Origin of the sequence: Enterococcus sp. DIV0682, from assembly GCF_051712685.1 — a bacterium.
Classification (GTDB): domain Bacteria; phylum Bacillota; class Bacilli; order Lactobacillales; family Enterococcaceae; genus Enterococcus; species Enterococcus faecalis.
Genome location: NZ_JBIOPK010000001.1, coordinates 1576591 through 1595395 on the forward strand (window position 1 = coordinate 1576591; position 18805 = coordinate 1595395).

The following is an 18805-nucleotide window of genomic DNA, read 5'->3' on the forward strand; positions in this document are numbered from 1 at the left end:
AAATTTTTTTATCCTCCGTAAAAAAAAATGAATTTCCTTTAATATCAACTAATAAAGCCGATTTTTTTACAAAAAAAAGCCCGAAACTTCCTACTTTTTGCTAAAACATGCCAAAAAATCTGTAATTTTATCATTTTTTTCTTGAGAAAACATCAAAATGTTGGTTCTAAACACTAACATTTTGATGTTTTTAACAAAAATCTTTACAATTAATTGGTAAATTTATCTACTTTTAGCAATAGTCACTTTAAAAAAAGAGTTATTTTAAAAGTGACTTAAATATTTATCATATAAAAAAGTAAGGAACGAGAATCTTTACGATTCTCGTCCCTTACTTTCTATAATCCACAACGTTTTTAGTTAGAAGAATTCTTTTTTGCTTTTCTAGCAGAACGATCTTTTTGACGACGTTCAATTTTACGTTTTTTCTTATTGCTGTCTTCAATTGCCCAATTAATTTTTTTCTTGTATCCTGGTTTAATTTTTTTCTTTTTCTTTTTCACTAAACCAATTAACGTTGGGTCTAATTCTTCTCGAGATTTTTCTCGTTTTGTTCGACGATTACGATCATACGTCTCTACAATCTCACCATTTTTAATTTCTTTTGGTTTGAAAGAAACACCTAACTGCTCAATCTGAGTAATCGCTTCATCATCTGCTGGTGAATATAATGTTATGGCAGTCCCATTCAATCCATTACGTCCTGTGCGGCCAACCCGATGGATAAAGAAGTCCAATTCATGTGGAACTTCTGCATTGATGACATGTGAAACCCCTTCAATATCAATCCCACGTGCGGCTAAATCAGTAGCTACTACATATTGGTAGTCAAGATTTTGAACTTGACGCATCACACGTTTTCTTTCGCGTGGTGTAATGTCTCCATGAATTTTGGCAACTTTTAGGCCCTGATCTTTTAAGTAATCAGTGATTTCATCAACTCTTTGTTTAGTATTTGCAAAAACAATCGCTAAATAAGGATGCCCGATAGTCAATAATTGATAAATTATTTGATTGCTGTTTTTTCCTTTGGTGGAAATCAACCAATTGTCAATTGTTTCTGAAATAACTGCTTTTGGTTTGATATGTTCAATCACTGGATTTTCTAAATATTTTTTTAAAAATGGTCGTAATTTTTCTGGAATGGTTGCAGAAAAAACGAGCATTTGTAATTTTTCTGGCAAACGACCAGCAATTTGATCGACTTCTGCTAAAAAGCCCATATCTAATGTCATGTCTGCTTCATCGACAACAAAAGCAAAAGCCGTATGCACTTTCAAGGCTTGTTCATTCATCATATCTAAAATCCGCCCTGGTGTACCAATCACCATATGAGGTTGTTGATGCTTTAATTTATTTAATTGACGTTGTTTATCTGTTCCGCCAACAAAATTTGACACTCGAATTTCTGGTTGACTGAAACGAGCCAGTTGCTGCGCTTCTTGATAAATTTGATTGGCTAATTCACGACTAGGCGCAGTAATCACAATTTGCACTTCGTCGATAGTTGGCTTAACTTTATCCATTAATGGAAGTAAAAAAGTATGCGTCTTTCCACTTCCTGTTTGCGATTGTCCAATGACACTTTTCCCTTTCTTAATGATTGGGATTAATTTTTCTTGGACTTCTGTTGGTTCTTCAAACCCTTTTTCTGCGAGTGCTTCGTTGATAAAAGGTTGAAATTGAAATTGTTTAAATGAAGGCACTTGCCTCACCTCTTCTCGTTAAATTCTTTATGCACTTTGGCATTATAACACAAAAACAACTTTTACTCACCTGCTGATTCCTTTGTTTTCGCAACTTCTAATGTACTGACTGTATAAGTATGGCTGGCTTTTTCATAAAACAAACGCCGTTTTTTACGAATCAAGGTTAACAAAACGTTGATCAAAAACAGTAAATATAAAATTAAACAGAACAAATACAGAAGCAGTGACACCATTTGCAACATCCGATTAGAAGAATTCAATAAATCAGTGGCATTGGCTAGATAAATACTAATTAAACCATACACAAAATACAAATAACCGTAGCGAACAAACAAGGCTTTTAAACGAATTTTTTCATGTCCTGTTTCAACCACCCGAATGCGAACAACTTTTTTCCCTAACGTTTGACCATTTGTCAGTTTCATCATGACGATAAAGACCGCAAACACCATGATAAAGAACCACATCCGATCTGAAAAAATCGGATAATTGGTTGCCCAATTTTTATAAGCTGGAATGAAATTTAGTCCAAAAACGAGCAGGCCTTGCACAAAGCCAATCACCAACCAATCAATTCCCCATGCAAAGAAACGTCTTAACAGGCTAACTGTCTGCCCTTTTTCATAAGAGGTGGCATCAATTTCTTCTCTTGTTGGCAATAAAAAGGTAAAGAGTGGCGTCAACCAATAACCAACTATGCCTCCGACGGTATTATTAATTAAATCATTGACATCCGCCAAGCGATACGAACGTGGATAAATAAAATAAAGGCCAGATAACTGTGTTAATTCAAAAAATAATGACAATAAAAAACTCGCAAGAACTGTTTTTAAAAATGAACATTTGAAATAATACCGTAAATACACACCAAAAGGTAAAACTAATAAAACATTAAACAGTGGTTCTAAAACGGCATGCTGTTTTAATGCTGGCAAATACGTACTTGGATCTTTGAGCGAAAAAACAGTTTCGTTTAAAATCCCTGAAATAAAATGAAAAGGCCGCAGTTCCATTGTTGGTCCTGTGTATTGAGCCACTTCTGCCCGAGATGGCAAAGGTAAAATCACCAAGAAATAGGCACATAATAAATAAAAAACAAATGAATACAAAATCATTGCTCGTGTCCAAACAAAGGAACCATATTTGCGGTATTCATAGATTAATAATGCCCCAGAAATAAAAAATGCTAGAAACGGGAAAATAATGATTGCCCATTTAATTGGTTCGCTATATACTGCCATAAAAATTCCTCCAAGATAAACAATTTCAAGTATGAATGCCTCAATAACACTATACTTGTTTCTAAAAAAATGTACCAACAATAAATTTTATTTTGCAAATCCTCTCCTTTGCAGTATCATTAAGAAAAAGGAGGACGTTCTCATGTTACAGCCATATTTTGCGTTTGGAGTGCCGCTATTTTTACTTGTGCTCTACTTACTCTTTGCACTGATTCACCGTCAAACAACGATTCATTATTTACGGTTTATTTTGTTACTTATTTCAACATTTCTCATGGTTTTTAGTTTCCAAGTATTGCAAGAATCATGGACCATCAACCCTGAAACGTTAAAAGATGCCGCTTATTCTCCGCAATGGTTATGGATTCCTTTAGGTATCGGGTTAATCCTCACACTTTACAACGCTTGGCACGGCCTTCGTACAATGATAAAATACAAGACCGATAAACATTAGTAAGAGTCTAGGACGATGGTTGTGTCCTAGACTCTTACTGTCTCATCATTCAAATGAAATTTAATTTTTCTTAACAAACTCTGATTTTAACTTCATTGGACCAAAGCCATCTACCTTACAATCGATGTTATGATCACCTTCCACTAAACGAATGTTTTTCACTTTTGTGCCTTGTTTAATTGCGCCACTGGCACCTTTAACTTTCAAATCTTTGATTACAGTAACACTGTCACCATCCGCTAAAAGATTGCCATTTGAGTCCTTGACTACTAAGCCTTCTTCTGCAACTTCTTCTGTTGGTGACCATTCATGACCGCATTCTGGACAAATAAATAATCCGCGATCTTCATAGGCATATGCCGACCCACATTCAGGGCAGTTTGGTAATTGCTCTGTCATTAACGTTCTCCTTTGTAAAAAATAATTCTTTTTCATTTTACCTTATTTTCTAGTGAATGAAAAGTAGTCCTAATGATTTATCAACGTCCGATAACTACTTTCTAATTACTTATTTATTTTTGAGCCCACTCTTGGCAAGCTGCTTGGATTTCTTGGTAAATCACTTCAATTTCAGCCGCATCACGTGCATTAGCGCCACTTGCCAAAGGATGGCCGCCGCCATGATGTTTTTTAGCAATTGTATTAATGATTGGCCCTTTGGAACGTAACCGAACGCGATAATAACCTTCCGGCTGTTCAACAAAGATTGCCCATGAGAGAACATCTTCAATTTTTCCTGGCATTGAAACAATGGCTGCCGTTTCAGAATCGACAATATCATAACTGTTTAAAATACTTTGTGGTAAAACGACACGAGCAGCGCCATTTGCGTCGATTTCTAAATTTTGATAAATATAACCCGCTAATTTAGCAACCTTTAAAGGCATTTGGTCTAACTCACGATTTAAGTCTGCGGCATTAAAGTTAAACGTACGCAATTGCGCAGCGACAGCGAGTGTATGCGCCGAAGTGGAAGGATAAAGAAAACGTCCTGTATCCCCCACAATCCCAGCATACAATAAACGAGCTGCATTATCTGTCATCGTTAATTCTGCTAAATGCTGTTGCCAAAAATCAACAATAATTTCACTACAACTACTTGCATTTGTATTCACCCAAACTAAATCTCCATAAGGTTCATCATTCGGATGATGATCGATTTTAATTAATTGATCGCCTAAAGAAAAACGCGCATCACTAATTCGTGGAGCATTTGCAGTATCTGTTACAATGACTAATGCACCTCGATAGACATCGTCAGTAATAACGTCCATTTCAGCTAAAAACTCTAAGCCTTCCACTGGTCCGCCTACTTGATAAATATTTTTTTCAGGAAAGCTCGCTCTTAAGAGTTCTGCTAACCCAACCTGTGAGCCAATTGCATCTGGGTCGGGCCTTTGATGTCTATGAATAATAATTGTTTCATATTGTTTAATTGCTGCCATAATTTCTTTTACTACGTCCATTCTTTGTAGCCTCCTACGTTCTCTCCATCACTTGGCAAACAACAATTGCTTTTGCCACAATGACATTTTCTAAATAAACTTCAATATCTAATTTTGCAGAGCGACGACCAATTTCTAAAATCCGTGGACGAATGTCCAATTCACTTTCCAACTGGATTAGCCGCAAATAATGTAGATTCACTTGTTCAATTAATACGTTTCTTTTTTGATTCATCAACATTGTTCGTTGTGTCACGTTAGAAATAATTTCACTTAGGACACCAAACGAGATGGTACCAACACTGTTAACCATTTGGGGCGCAACCGAAAAACGAAAACGGGTTGTTTCTTTGCTATTTTCTTCAACAGGCATCACTTCCCCGGAAATTTGATCTGAAATTGTATCTGCAATTTGTGGTTGTCGTTGCACCAATTGCATAGCTTTCATCACATCTTGGCGAGAAACAATCCCAACAAGCGCTAAATCATCTTCCACCACCGGCATGACTTCTAGACCATCCCAAATCATTTGATGACTGACACTCGCTACACTCATCATCTTTTTCACAACATTGGGATCCTTTGTCATGACTTTATCCACGGTTAAATGTTCACTTTTACCAATGACATCTTTGGCTGTGACAATCCCCACTAAACGTAATTTCTTATTTACTACTGGGAAACGAGAATGATGGGTACTTTCAGATAATGCCTGATAATCTGCAATCGTTTGAGTTGTCAACAAATAATTGGTTTTTTCAAGCGCTGTATAAATATCACTGACGAGTAAAATGTCTTTTTTAATCAGCTGATCACTTAAAGCACGGTTAATCATAGTAGCCACAGTAAATGTATCATATGTGGTTCTCAAGACAGGCATACCCAGACGATCTGCTAACTGCGCAATCTCTTCAGATGTTTCAAATCCACCTGTAATTAAAACGGCTGCCCCATTTTCTAAAGCAAGCTTTTGCACACCTTGGCGGTTACCAACAATCATTAAGGAGCCTGGAGTAATATATCGCGTCATCGCGGTTTCTGTCATCGCACCAATTACAAATTTATTAAGGACTTTGTCTAGACCAGAGCTACCGCCTAACACATCCCCTTCAATAATCCGGACCACTTCACCAAATGTTAATTTTTCAATATGTTTTTTTAACTTCCGCTCAATTCGTATCGTACCAACACGTTGAATGGTGGAAACAAGCCCAATATTTTCTGCATCTTTGATGGCCCGATACGCTGTTCCTTCACTAACACTTAAACTTTTGGCAATGCTTCGAACAGAGATTCGATCGCCAATTGGTAATTCTTCAATATGTTTTAAAATTTGATCATGTTTCGTCGCCATAATTTCCTCCTAAACTAGGATCGTCTCTCCTGGGTTTAATACTTTCCCGCCAACTACTTGCTCTGCGAATATTGCTGGATTTTGTTGGATAACAGGAAAGGTATTGTAATGAATTGGAATTGTTATTTTGGGATTTAAGTAAGAGACTGCTTCTAGCGCATCCTCTGGTCCCATCGTATAATTATCGCCAATTGGTAAGAACGCTACATCAATGGATTTGTCTTTTGCAAAAAGGCGCATATCTGAAAACAACGCCGTATCACCAGCGTGATAAATTTTTTTATCTTCTGCTTCTAAAATAATCCCACTTGCTTCGCCCATGTAGGTCATTACGCCGTCTATTTCATAACCGGAACTATGCAAAGCTGGCACAAATTTAACCGAACCAAAAGGAAAGACATAACGCCCACCTAGATTCATTCCATGCGCTTTTACCCCTTGCGACTGTGCATACGTAGCCACTTCAGCTATCGCAATAATTGTTGCCTTGTTGGCTTGAGCAATTGCTAGCATATCGCCAATATGATCGCTGTGTCCGTGAGTGATTAAGATGTAATCAGGGTGTAAATCTTCAAGTGAAACGTCCGCTAAAGGGTTGCCATTAATAAAAGGATCAAATAAAAGGTTCGTGCCGTCGTTTAGACGAATTTCAATACATGAATGTCCATGTCCTATCAGTTCCATTTGTATTCCTCCTACGGTATTTTCTACACACTCTTATGATAATTAATCGTCAAATTCATTCTTAAAAGTAGTACAGTTTAGTACAGTTTACTTTCTTTATTGTAACAGAGAATTAGAAATATACAATCGCATTTGCTTATTTTCTTAGCTAGTAAAGAAACAGACGAGAAAAATCATGAATCTTTCTCGTCTGCTTCTTTTTACTTATTTGGTTGTTTTCCGAAAACGTAAAATCGTTAATATAAAGGCCGCCACACATAATAGAAAGGCGACAAAAAAGGTTTCACGCATTCCCACAATAAATATATCTGGGCGATTAGCCAGATACGTGGTTACTCGTTCACCATAGGCTTCGCTCATACCACGATATAAAATGGTCGTTGACAATGCAATCCCAATGACCATCCCTAAGTTTCTAGCAAAAGAATTCATACTTCCTGCTACACCTAAATCTTGCTTTTCAACACTGCTCATAACCATTGTATTGTTTGGAGACTGGAAAAGTGCATTTCCCAAGCCCATAATGGCCGTTGCAATCACATAATACCAGATGGGCGAGTTCATATCTAAAAACATATACATTAACGACGTACAGCACAAGAGCAACAATCCGCCAAACGTTAAAATAGCTGGGCCAATTTTATCCGTCAAATAGCCACTCAGAGGAGCCCCAACCACCATTAATAACGGAAATACCATCATTAATAGACCAGCATAACTAGCACTTAGTTTGCGTGCATCCTGCAAATAAAATGGAATGACAACATTTACAAAAAAGTTTGAGGCAAAAATTAAAACGGCGGACAATAAACTTAATGTAAAAATTTTGTTTTTAAAAATTGCGAACTTAATAAGTGGGCTTTTTCTTTTTCGTTCAACCATTATAAATAATCCTAATGCGATTACTGCAATAATGAACAATAAATAGGATTGTAACGAGCCAAACCCGCTCTCTTGTCCGAGGAAAATCCCGCCGAAGAACGTCATAATCGCAATGGCAATACAAGCAAATCCTGGAAAATCGATTTTTTCTTTTGTTTTTGTAATATCTTTTGGTAGAAACTTTTCGCCAATTAAAATTGTAATTAGCCCCACGGGAACATTAATCCAAAAAATATACGACCAAGAAAAGTTTGATAAGATCAATCCACCAATCCCAGGACCAGCAATCGCGCCTAAAGATACAAAGGCACCTACTGCACCAAGCGCCCGCCCTCTTTCATTTAAAGGGAATACTTCCGTAATAATTCCTGAATTGGTCGCCATGGTCATGCTAGCACCAATACTTTGAACGACTCGCGCAAATAATAGAAAGCTCAGCGATTGATTAAAGCCACAAAGTAACGAACCAATCGTAAAAATAACCGTGCCAATTCGATAAACTTTTATTTTTCCAAAACTGTCGCCAATTTTTCCAAATAATAATAAACAAGCACAGACAACCATTAAATAAATAGATACGACCCATTCCGCTTGATTCATGGGTACGGACATTTCTTTTGAAATAGTCGGTAAAGCAATATTTACAATGCTGGAATCTAATGTAGACATGAAGGTAAACATAGCCACAGAAACTAAGATCCACCAACGATTTTTCTGCACTTCAGAATCCTCTTGGTAACTTTTAATTTTCTCCATTGATTCATCCCCTCTCGCTCCAAAACAGTTTACTTACTAATAATAACTCTATTTCTTCTTTTTTTCATCGGAAATTTTCTAAAAAATCACTCATGAGATGTTCACCTTCTTATTACACGCTCGCAATTGACAACCATTCGCTTTTACGCTAATTTAAAATTAGCAAACGGAAAACACAAGGAGGACTTGAAATGACCTTAATTTCTCGCATTAAACAACTAGCTCAGTCAAAGCAATTAACCCTCGCCCAATTAGAAAGAAACGTCGGCATTTCCAATGGACAAATTCGTCGTTGGGATACCTCTTCGCCTAAAGTAGAGAATCTTTTAAAAATAGCAGACTATTTTTCTGTTTCCTTGGACTATTTAATGGGCCGCACCCAACAAACAGAGATCAATCATCAGGCACCTATGACAAGCACACAAAAAGAGTTACATATTCACATTACTACGGAAGAGTTAACAGAAGAAGAAATTACTCAGTTAGAGGAAGAAGCAAATCGTTTCTTGCGGTTCCGTAAATTTGAAATGACAAATTCTTAAAGAGCGTTCACTTCTCCTAGTCAATTAATAGCAAAAACTAGAACCTAAACAAAAAAACCACCACGACCGTCGTCTGTGGTGGAAATGAAGGTTGTTATTTACTCTTGGTAGGAGTAAGTATGAAAAAACCAATTCGGGATAATTGGCATAACGTAAGTATAGTGGTTTGTGCCTTTTTTATCATGAGTTTCAGCTATATTTTTTATAAAACTTTTATTAGAACACCATTAACAGTCCTTTATTTAGATTCTTTAAAGCGTTTTCTTTTATTGAACATATTGTTTTAAACATTCGATTTCCTGTGCTACACTTACTTTTAGAAGGGGGATTTTATTATGGCAAATCAAAAAAAAGATAGCTTATCAACATTATTTTCTGAAGAAGTTCATGGACCGTTTGTTACTTTCTTGTTTAACACCCATGTCGCTCATCAAAACGTAGAAAAAGATTCGCTTGTTTTGAAAAATTTTGCAAAATCGGCAAAAACACGCTTTGAAAAAAAATTTCCTGAGGAAAAATGGGCTGTTTTCCAAGAAAAAATTGACGCACTTCTAGCTGATGCTTCCTTCTGGCGCAACGGCACAGCAAGTGTTTCAATCATCTTATCTCCAGAGAACACCTTTGTTCAACGATTAGATGTGCCCGTTGACGATCAATATTACGTGGACACGATTCCTTATTTACTTGGACTAGTCAAAGACAAACAATTTAACTACCATTATTACCTACTTGCTCTAAATCGCGATTCAATGAAACTTTACAAGGTCGATCATACGACTGTGACTCCTGTTGAATTGCCTAAAGATGCACCAACAGACGTGGTCACAGCATTAGGTGATGAATTAACGGGGGGTAATTTAAACTTTTCAACTCAAGGTAGTTCTAACGGTTCTAAAGAAGGTGTCGCTTATCATAGCATCAATACTAAAGATAAAGAAGTTGAAATTGATTGGGTGAACTACTATCAAGCAGTCGATACTTTCTTAAAAGATCAACTGGATAATCCTGAAAAATTACCGCTTTATCTTTATGCTTTACCAGAAAACCAAACACTCTTTAAAAAGATTGCTAAAAACCCTTATTATGATTGCTCAATTTCAGTTGCTGCTTCACCTGCACAAGCAACCATTCAAGATATCCGCAGCGCTAGTGAAAAAATAGCTGCAGAGTTAACAGAAAAAGAAACAGCTTCTTATAACAAATTACTAGATCGTAAATTCTTAGATCAATTTACAGATATTTCGCCAGCGGCAGCTGACGGCAAAATTTCCCATCTTTTTATTGCAACGTCACTCTTTGTTACTGAAAACAATGAAATGTCATCTGAAGAGTATGATCGTCGCAAACTTTTAAACACCATTGCCTACCAAGTCATTCAAAACGGCGGTCAAGTTTTTGTTTTAGACCAAAAAGCTGCACCAGATGAAAAGTCTTTAGCGGCTATCCTCCGTTATTAAAAACAGGCAAAAAGCCCATTGTAAGAAAGCGCCTTACAATGGGCTTTTTTTCTGAGACTTATTGAAACAGCACTATAACAGCCTTATCTTCACTTTCTAGTTTTTAAAAAACATCCGATAAAAAAGAAAATAAGGTTATCGCTATACAAAAACCAGTTAGTATGCTATAGTAATAGATGTAGTTTTTGTTCGGTAATATGGGTAGCTGTTTCAAATAAACATCTTCCACATTTTTCACCTTTCAAGTAATTGCAAAATATGAATGTGTTATAACACACATCTAGGAGGATATTTATTATGGAAACAGGTACAGTAAAATGGTTTAACTCAGACAAAGGCTTTGGCTTCATCACTGCAGAAAACGGAAACGATGTATTCGTACATTTCTCAGCTATCCAAGGTGACGGCTTCAAAACTTTAGAAGAAGGTCAAGCAGTAACTTTCGAAATCGAAGAAGGTCAACGTGGCCCTCAAGCAACTAACGTTACTAAAGCTTAATTAAACAATACTGACTCAAAAACCTGACGTTAATCGTCAGGTTTTTTTTTATAAAAAAAGAACAAGAAAACTTTCTGAAACTAAGTGCTTCCTCTATTTTTTTTGAAGAGTTTTCGTTATACTGAAGAGGAAAAATGTTTTAAAGGAGTTTATTTATGCAATTTTATGGTGATTTAACCTTTTTAGGTGTTTATTTATTGGGTCTCTTTTTCATTCCCTCGTGGCGGAAAAAGAAAAAAGAACACGATTGGTTGCCGTGGATGTTTGGCTGGACTGTCTTTATGTTCTTCTCATATGTTTTATATTTAGAAATCATTCGTGGCACAGTCTTCTTTTTAATTCCCATTGCTTTTTTTGGCTTGTTTGCGCTCTTCTACTTCAAAGAAAAAAGGCGTTTACTGAATGGAACATTATTTAATATTTTTCTTGTGGTTCTAGCGACTTATTTAGGGATTACTGCGATTCGTACAAACAATTACTTTCTAATCACCTTAGCAATTATTGCCCTGCTGGCAATTTTTATCGCTTTGGCTTTAGGACTCTATGCCTTAATTATTTTCCTCTATTGGAATGCGGTCGTTGTTATGAGAAAAGAAGGTCGGTCTCTAGGGAACTTGTTGACGTTGTTGCTGGCAATTGGCTTAACATTACTATTAATTTATAATTTCTTTTTTCAATCGTTGTTACCAACGTGGCTCTCCTTACCATTAACTATCGCGCCATTTATTTTGACTTATTTCGCGTTTGTTTTTTATAATTTTTTAACTGCTTCTACGTTGTATCAATTTAATCAGCCAAAATATACACAGGATTATATTGTTGTGTTAGGTTCGGGGTTAATCAATGGTGAGATTGTGCCGCCATTATTGCAAGCCCGCATCAACAAAGCCATTCAATTTTACAAGGCTCAAAATCGCGCAACGTTAAATCCACCAAAAATCGTCATGTCTGGTGGCCAAGGCCCTGATGAATTACTTCCTGAAAGTGTCGCGATGAAAATGTATGCTTTGACACAAGGTATTCCTGATGATGATATTTTAGTAGAAGCTCATTCAAAAAACACACTAGAAAATATGCGTTTTTCCAAAGAAACAATGATTGAGGATTTTGGAAATGCTAATTTCCAAGCCATTTTTACTACAAACAATTATCACCTTTTCCGAGCGGGTCTTTTCGCTCGAATGGCTGGCTTAAAAGCTGATGGCATTGGTGCAAAAACCGCTTTTTATTTTTTACCTAACGCGTTTATTCGAGAGTTCATCGCCATTGTAGTGATGTACAAACGCCGCCATATTATTGTTTGCGGCCTAGCTGCCATCGGTATGGTTATGTTATTCTTAACAGGATTGATTATTCAGTAAAGAAGGAGTTTCCCCTATGAGTTTGTATCAAAAATTTATTCAAAATGAACGTTTGCGACGTTTTTGCGTCCTTGCTTTGATTATTTTTGTGCTTTATTTATCCAGAAGTATGATTACAACAATTCTTTTAACATTTATCTTTACCTATTTAGCTGTTCGTTTGGTCCATTTTGTTCAACGCTATATGAAAATCCCGACGATTGTCATCGTTCTCTTAACCTATGCATTGGTTGTTTTTCTAATCTATTTAGCGATTACTAAATATGTTCCCGTTCTAGTTAACCAAACGACTCAAATGATTAATTCTGTAGTTGATTTTTATCAAAGTCCACATACAGATACAAATCAAGTATTGCAATTTATTGATCAATACTTGGAAAAATCTAACTTACTCTCTCAACTCCAGAATGGTGCTTCAATGATTTTACGCTACATTCAAGATATTGGTGCTGTCGGTTTATCATTTGTCATGTCCTTTATTTTAAGTTTCTTCTTTATGATTGAGAAGAAGCAAATGGCTGATTTTTCTAAGTTATTTTTAAAAAGTGATTTTGATTGGTTTTTTCAGGATATCTATTATTTCGCCAACAAGTTCGTTAACACATTTGGTGTCGTAATGGAAGCTCAGTTTTTCATTGCTGTGGTGAATACAGTCATTACTACCTTGGCCTTGGCGATAATCGGCTTTACTCAGTTACCTAGTTTAGCCATTATGATCTTCATTTTGAGCTTAGTCCCAGTTGCTGGTGTGATTATTTCCTGCATTCCGCTAAGTTTCATCGCTTATTCCCAAGGTGGCTTGAACGATGTGATTTATATCTTAGCTTTAATTACAATCGTCCATTTATTTGAATCTTACGTGCTAAATCCTAAATTCATGTCTAGTAAAACAGAGTTACCAATCTTTTATACGTTTGTCATTTTATTAGTTAGTGAGCGTCTCTTTGGTGTATGGGGACTTATTGTAGGAATCCCTGTGTTCACTTTCTTCTTAGATGTCTTAAAAGTAAAACCAATTCGTGGCCTGAAACGGCTACCTAATGTGAAAAAAAATAGTTCAGCAGAATAATTTCTGCTGAACTGTTTTTTTATTGTTTTCTTAAATCATTTAAAATAGCCAAGGCTCGGTCTTGGTTCATCGTTTTTTGACGTTTTAATTGTTGAGCGACTGCCTCAACTTCTTTACCAGTAGCTCCAACCGTCATCGCTAAAGAACGTGCTTGTAGAGCCATGTGTCCTTTTTGAATTCCTTCAGAGACTAAGGCCCGTAGCGCCGCTAAATTTTGTGCCAAACCAACAGCCGCTACTACTCGACTTAGTTCTTTTGCATCCGTCACTGCTAACAAATCAGCGGCTGCTTGAGATTTAGGTAAGACTTTTGTGGCACCGCCAACCGTGGCTAACGCAAGCGGAACTGAAATTTCACCAATTAGTTGTTCGCCATCTAGCGTCCAACTAGTCAAGCCTTGGTAGCAACCTTCCTTCACCGCAAAAGCATGACAAGAAGCGCTAACAGCGCGTGTATCATTTCCTGTAGCTAAAACGACAGCTTCAATGCCATTCATGATTCCTTTGTTATGCGTGACTGCCCGATAAGGATCTAATGAAGCATAGCGTGAAGCTAAAACAATTTTTTCAGCAATTTCCCAGCCATTGCTCCCCTTACTTAAACGTGAAACTGGAATAGCCGTTTTCATCGTAACAACCGACTCCGTGGCATAATTACTTAAAATACTGAATAAAATCTTTTGCTCCGCAAACCATTCACGGAACAACTCGGCCACACCTTCCAACATAGCGTTAACGATATTTGCCCCCATTGCATCCTTAACATCTACTAAAAAGTCGACAGATACAAACGATTCATCAAAAGCACGATATTGCAAATCTCTTAAGCCGCCGCCGCGTTTAACGATAGATGGATAACTTAACTCTGCTTGTTGAAAAATTTCCGCTTCTCTTACTTGTAGTTTATCAATCAATGACTCGGGGTCTGCAACATCGTAAAAAACGATTTGTCCACGCATTAAGCGTTGTTGACTCACTGTTTTAAATCCTTGTGCTATTTTTGCACCATTACTCAAAGCCGCAATCACTGAGGGCTCTTCTGTCGCCATTGGTACCAAATAATCAGTTTCGTCCACTGTTAAATGTAAGCCAACGCCCATCGGCACTTCTGTTTCACTGATTTGATTTTCAATCATATGATTGGCAATCTGCGAAGATAAAGCCGTATTTTCAAATTCTTTTTTTGTATCAGCAGAAATCCGGCCTTCATTAAGAAGAGAAGCCAGGCGTTCCTCAGGACTCATTTGATAAAATCGGCTGTTTTTTTTTTGCTGAGGTCTCTCTAGTAGCATAGCGAGTCCTAAGCCACCGCCAATACATAAAGAAGCCACGCCATATTTCTTTTCTTTTTGATTTAATTGATAACTTAAACTCGTTAATAAACGAGCACCTGTGGCACCAATCGCATGACCTAATGAAATACCGCCACCATAAATGTTGACCTTTTCCTCTGGTAAAGCCAGTTCTCTTTGGACCACGATTGAAGTTGCTGCAAATGCTTCGTTGATTTCATACAGATCAATTTCTTCCGTAGTAAGTTGATTGCGCGCTAACAGTTTTTGAATGGCTTTAATCGGCGAAATTCCCATATAGGCTGGATCAATACCGACTTCCACACTGTCTCGAATAATAGCTAAATAAGGAAGACCGTGTGCTTCGGCATATTCTTGTGAAGCAATAATCAAAGCAGAAGCCCCATCATTAATGGTTGATGCATTCCCTGCTGTTACAGTACCGTCTTCTTTAAAAACTGTTTTAAGCGTTCCTAGCTTCTCAACGCTCGAATTAGGGCGAATCCCTTCATCTTTCTCCACAAGCGTTCCTGATACTTCTAATGGGGCTATTTCGTCAGCGAATATCCCTTCTGCTTGTGCTTGAGCTGCTTTTAATTGTGAATGTACAGAAAATTGATCTTGCTCTTCTCTGGTTACATGATACTTTTCGGCCACATTTTCAGCAGTTAAACCCATTGCTTGACCACTAAAGGCATCCGTTAACCCATCGTACATCATACTAGAAAAAGGCGCATCGTAGCTTTCTGTTTCGTAATTAAATCGTTGTAATTTAGGTGCTTGGGACATATTCTCAATCCCGCCAGCAATTAAAACTTCCGCTTCTCCTAATTGAATCAATTGTTTCGCCAAAATAACGGCCTTCATTCCTGATCCGCAGACCTCATTAACCGTCATTGCGGCAATTTCATGAGACAAACCGCTGTTTATTGCTATTTGTCGTGCGGGATTTTGGCCATTTCCAGCTTGTAAAACATTTCCAAAGATTACTTGATCAATTTCTTCAGAAATAGTGGAATGTCTTTTTAAAAGTTGTGTTGTAACATGTGTTCCTAAGTCTACGGCACTTACTTGACTTAAGCTGCCTTTATATTTTCCAATTGGTGTTCGTAATGCATCAATAATAACTACTGTTTTCAACTAAATGCACCTCCATCTTGAAATATATCATAAAATCCCAGAATCACAAGTGCCAATTACTGAATGTTAACAGACTTATAAGATATTTTTTAATAATCTATGAAGTTAATACAAAAATTCCCCATTTTGGTTCATTTCGTGCTATTTTATATAATGAATCTATTTATCGTAAAGGAGTTAAAGAAATGACAATTGGGATTGATAAAATTAGTTTTTTTGTGCCCCCTTATTATATTGATATGACGGCACTGGCTGAAGCCAGAAATGTAGACCCTGGAAAATTTCATATTGGTATTGGGCAAGACCAAATGGCGGTGAACCCAATCAGCCAAGATATTGTGACATTTGCAGCCAATGCCGCAGAAGCGATTTTGACCAAAGAAGATAAAGAGGCCATTGATATGGTGATTGTCGGGACTGAGTCCAGTATCGATGAGTCAAAAGCGGCCGCAGTTGTCTTACATCGTTTAATGGGGATTCAACCTTTCGCTCGCTCTTTCGAAATCAAGGAAGCTTGTTACGGAGCAACAGCAGGCTTACAGTTAGCTAAGAATCACGTCGCCTTACATCCAGATAAAAAAGTTTTGGTTGTAGCAGCAGATATTGCAAAATATGGCTTAAATTCTGGCGGTGAGCCTACACAAGGAGCTGGGGCGGTTGCGATGTTAGTTACTAGTGAACCGCGCATCTTGGCTTTAAAAGAGGATAATGTGATGCTGACGCAAGATATCTATGACTTTTGGCGTCCAACAGGCCATCCGTATCCTATGGTCGATGGTCCTTTGTCAAACGAAACCTACATCCAATCTTTTGCCCAAGTCTGGGATGAACATAAAAAACGGACCGGTCTTGATTTTGCAGATTATGATGCTTTAGCGTTCCATATTCCTTACACAAAAATGGGCAAAAAAGCCTTATTAGCAAAAATCTCCGACCAAACTGAAGCAGAACAGGAACGAATTTTAGCTCGTTATGAAGAAAGTATCATCTATAGTCGTCGCGTAGGAAACTTGTATACGGGTTCACTTTATCTGGGACTCATTTCCCTTTTAGAAAATGCAACGACTTTAACCGCAGGCAATCAAATTGGTTTATTCAGTTATGGTTCTGGTGCTGTCGCTGAATTTTTCACTGGTGAATTAGTAGCTGGCTATCAAAATCATTTACAAAAAGAAACTCATTTAGCACTGCTGGATAATCGGACAGAACTTTCTATCGCTGAATATGAAGCCATGTTTGCAGAAACTTTAGACACAGACATTGATCAAACGTTAGAAGATGAATTAAAATATAGTATTTCTGCTATTAATAATACCGTTCGTTCTTATCGAAACTAAGTATTTAAATCCCCCTATTCAATCAACAAAAGAGCTAGACATTCAAGTTTTTGCTTGAATGTCTAGCTCTTTTTATGAAAGCCAAACTTCTTTGACCCCGTCTGTCACGGCGATACCATCTGTCAAAGCTAAACGTTGTGAATAAGAAACGTAGCCATAATAAACATCAACACCGCCGCCATTGTTCCAAGTAACAGTGATTTTAACATTTGGAGTAATCGATTTTGTAGCTGGTTGGGTCGTCGGGCGATAACTAGTCGTATCATAACTTAAAATAGTGCCCGAAGCTCCACTTATTTCGGCTTTTCCTGTGTAAATTTCGCCATTCGTATTCGTCTGCGTGACCGCTCCATTCGCTTCAATGATTAACCCCGCTTGCTTTTGATCTCCTCGTGGATAATAAAAAAGATACGTGGTTGCCCATTTAGCAAACTCATCTGGAATCGGTTTAAGTGATTCTGTTTGTGCCGGACTCGACTTCGTTTGCTTTTCAACCGCGACTTCTTCTTGTCTTTTTAAGCCTTCATTATTTTGATTATTTAGTTTCTCAACCGTTTCTTTAACGATCGAATAGTGTGGTTTCCCTAAATCGCTAACAGGGATCGTAGCTAATTTTTCTTCTGATTCTTTATATTGCCCCTCTGCTGTTAACTTTTTAGCTTCTGTAATAATGGCATCATACTTGGTTTGGTCTACGGAAGAGGTTGTGCTTTGTCCCGTAGCTTCGACTTGTTTTGTGACACTGGTTTTTTCCGTGGTCACGTCTGACGAATTTCCACAAGCACTTACAAACATTGAGCTAACGATTAATAAACATCCCACAATCACATGCTTTTTCATCTTTAAATCCCCCATTTGTCTATCTTTGTTATTTTTTGTTACTTAAATTATCCCATAGATAAACAAAAGAAACCATTATTTATAAAAAAGTTTAGCAAGCGCTTCAAGAGAGGCACTTGCTAAACTTTTTTCTCACTGTTATTGATTGATTACTTTGACTAGTTCTTCAAATAATAATGCACTAGATGCTGCTCCTGGATCAATATGACCAATTGCTCGTTCCCCTAAATAAGAGGCACGTCCTTTTTTCGCCACCCAATCTTTTGTTGCTTCAGCAAATTGTTCAATTTTTTCTTCATTAAATTGTTCCGTTCCAATTACTTCAGCAACAGGTGCCCAGACATCAACCATCGTTTTATCTCCTGGTTCAGCTTTGCCGCGCATCTGAATCCCAGCTAGACCTTGCTGAACAATTTCTTTTAATTGCTCTGGCGAACTGATGGTTTCCAAATCTTTTGTCGCTTTAGTCATATTCATAAACGCAGTACCATATAAAGGACCAGAAGCTCCGCCAACTTTTGAAATCAAAGCCATGGATAGGACTTTAAATGTCTCCGTGATTGTTGTTGGTACTTTTTTGTCAAACGCAATTTTGTATTCAGCCATACCACGAGCCATGTTGTTACCGTGATCCCCATCACCAATCGGCGTGTCTAATTCACTTAAATAGTCTTTTTTTTCTTCAATAACTTTTGAATAATTGTCTAACCATGTTTGAATGTCTTTTACTGTTAATTCCATCTTT

General features: G+C 37.2%; 17 protein-coding genes. 7 read left to right on the forward strand and 10 right to left on the reverse strand.

Going from position 1 to position 18805, the window contains the following annotated elements; genetic code table 11:
- Positions 1-356 precede the first annotated feature (356 nt).
- Positions 357-1715: a DEAD/DEAH box helicase gene (locus IGK96_RS07550; protein WP_016617282.1), complete on the reverse strand. Its 1359-nt coding sequence runs from the start codon at positions 1713-1715 to the stop codon at positions 357-359.
- Between the two features lie 53 nt (positions 1716-1768).
- Positions 1769-2950 (reverse strand): VanZ family protein, encoded by a 1182-nt coding sequence (locus tag IGK96_RS07555; protein WP_002357739.1) that lies wholly within the window; start codon positions 2948-2950, stop codon positions 1769-1771.
- A 55-nt stretch (positions 2951-3005) separates the two neighbouring features.
- On the opposite strand from IGK96_RS07555, the gene IGK96_RS07560 reads away from it, so the two are divergent.
- The gene (locus tag IGK96_RS07560) at positions 3006-3404 is read left to right on the forward strand and encodes a hypothetical protein (RefSeq protein WP_002382283.1); all 399 of its coding nucleotides are present in this window, start codon (positions 3006-3008) and stop codon (positions 3402-3404) included.
- Positions 3405-3464: 60 nt separating this feature from the next.
- On the opposite strand, the gene IGK96_RS07565 is transcribed toward IGK96_RS07560, so the two are convergent.
- The 5 genes from IGK96_RS07565 to IGK96_RS07585 form a co-directional block, all read right to left on the reverse strand.
- A complete protein-coding gene (locus IGK96_RS07565; protein WP_002357741.1) occupies positions 3465-3803 on the reverse strand; it encodes a zinc ribbon domain-containing protein YjdM in 339 nt (112 codons plus the stop codon).
- Between the two features lie 113 nt (positions 3804-3916).
- On the reverse strand, positions 3917-4870 hold the full coding sequence (locus tag IGK96_RS07570) for a DHH family phosphoesterase (protein WP_002357742.1): 954 nt from the start codon (positions 4868-4870) through the stop codon (positions 3917-3919).
- Between the two features lie 13 nt (positions 4871-4883).
- Positions 4884-6203 carry a DRTGG domain-containing protein gene (locus IGK96_RS07575; RefSeq protein WP_071646688.1) on the reverse strand — a complete coding sequence of 440 codons (1320 nt, stop codon included), beginning with the start codon at positions 6201-6203 and terminating at the stop codon, positions 4884-4886.
- Positions 6204-6212: 9 nt separating this feature from the next.
- On the reverse strand, positions 6213-6887 hold the full coding sequence (locus tag IGK96_RS07580; protein WP_002366611.1) for a metal-dependent hydrolase: 675 nt from the start codon (positions 6885-6887) through the stop codon (positions 6213-6215).
- Between the two features lie 204 nt (positions 6888-7091).
- Entirely contained in the window at positions 7092-8525 is a 1434-nt protein-coding gene (locus IGK96_RS07585) for an MFS transporter (RefSeq protein ID WP_104846696.1), read from the reverse strand.
- Between the two features lie 191 nt (positions 8526-8716).
- Between IGK96_RS07585 and IGK96_RS07590 the strand changes: the two genes are divergently transcribed.
- The 5 genes from IGK96_RS07590 to IGK96_RS07610 all read left to right on the forward strand — a co-directional run bounded on the left by IGK96_RS07590 (position 8717) and on the right by IGK96_RS07610 (position 13452).
- On the forward strand, positions 8717-9067 hold the full coding sequence (locus IGK96_RS07590) for a helix-turn-helix domain-containing protein (RefSeq protein ID WP_002357747.1): 351 nt from the start codon (positions 8717-8719) through the stop codon (positions 9065-9067).
- Between the two features lie 335 nt (positions 9068-9402).
- Positions 9403-10524, forward strand: coding sequence for a baeRF6 domain-containing protein (locus tag IGK96_RS07595; protein WP_085443221.1), 1122 nt, complete (start codon positions 9403-9405; stop codon positions 10522-10524).
- A gap of 297 nt (positions 10525-10821) precedes the next feature.
- Positions 10822-11022: a cold-shock protein gene (locus IGK96_RS07600; protein WP_002357750.1), complete on the forward strand. Its 201-nt coding sequence runs from the start codon at positions 10822-10824 to the stop codon at positions 11020-11022.
- A 155-nt stretch (positions 11023-11177) separates the two neighbouring features.
- Complete coding sequence (locus IGK96_RS07605) at positions 11178-12383, forward strand: YdcF family protein (protein ID WP_071646687.1); 1206 nt, start codon at positions 11178-11180, stop codon at positions 12381-12383.
- Between the two features lie 16 nt (positions 12384-12399).
- Positions 12400-13452 carry an AI-2E family transporter gene (locus IGK96_RS07610; RefSeq protein WP_002357754.1) on the forward strand — a complete coding sequence of 351 codons (1053 nt, stop codon included), beginning with the start codon at positions 12400-12402 and terminating at the stop codon, positions 13450-13452.
- 19 nt (positions 13453-13471) lie between these two features.
- On the opposite strand, the gene IGK96_RS07615 is transcribed toward IGK96_RS07610, so the two are convergent.
- Positions 13472-15883, reverse strand: coding sequence for a hydroxymethylglutaryl-CoA reductase, degradative (locus IGK96_RS07615; RefSeq protein ID WP_085443220.1), 2412 nt, complete (start codon positions 15881-15883; stop codon positions 13472-13474).
- A gap of 185 nt (positions 15884-16068) precedes the next feature.
- Between IGK96_RS07615 and IGK96_RS07620 the strand changes: the two genes are divergently transcribed.
- Complete coding sequence (locus tag IGK96_RS07620) at positions 16069-17220, forward strand: hydroxymethylglutaryl-CoA synthase (protein WP_010775805.1); 1152 nt, start codon at positions 16069-16071, stop codon at positions 17218-17220.
- Between the two features lie 72 nt (positions 17221-17292).
- Here IGK96_RS07620 and IGK96_RS07625 read toward each other — a convergent pair whose 3' ends face one another.
- Both IGK96_RS07625 and dhaL read right to left on the reverse strand, forming a co-directional pair.
- Positions 17293-18075, reverse strand: a complete 783-nt coding sequence (locus tag IGK96_RS07625; protein WP_161975130.1) for a hypothetical protein — start codon at positions 18073-18075, stop codon at positions 17293-17295.
- A gap of 123 nt (positions 18076-18198) precedes the next feature.
- On the reverse strand, positions 18199-18801 hold the full coding sequence (gene dhaL, locus IGK96_RS07630; protein ID WP_002360441.1) for a dihydroxyacetone kinase subunit DhaL: 603 nt from the start codon (positions 18799-18801) through the stop codon (positions 18199-18201).
- Between the last annotated feature and the right edge of the window lie 4 nt (positions 18802-18805).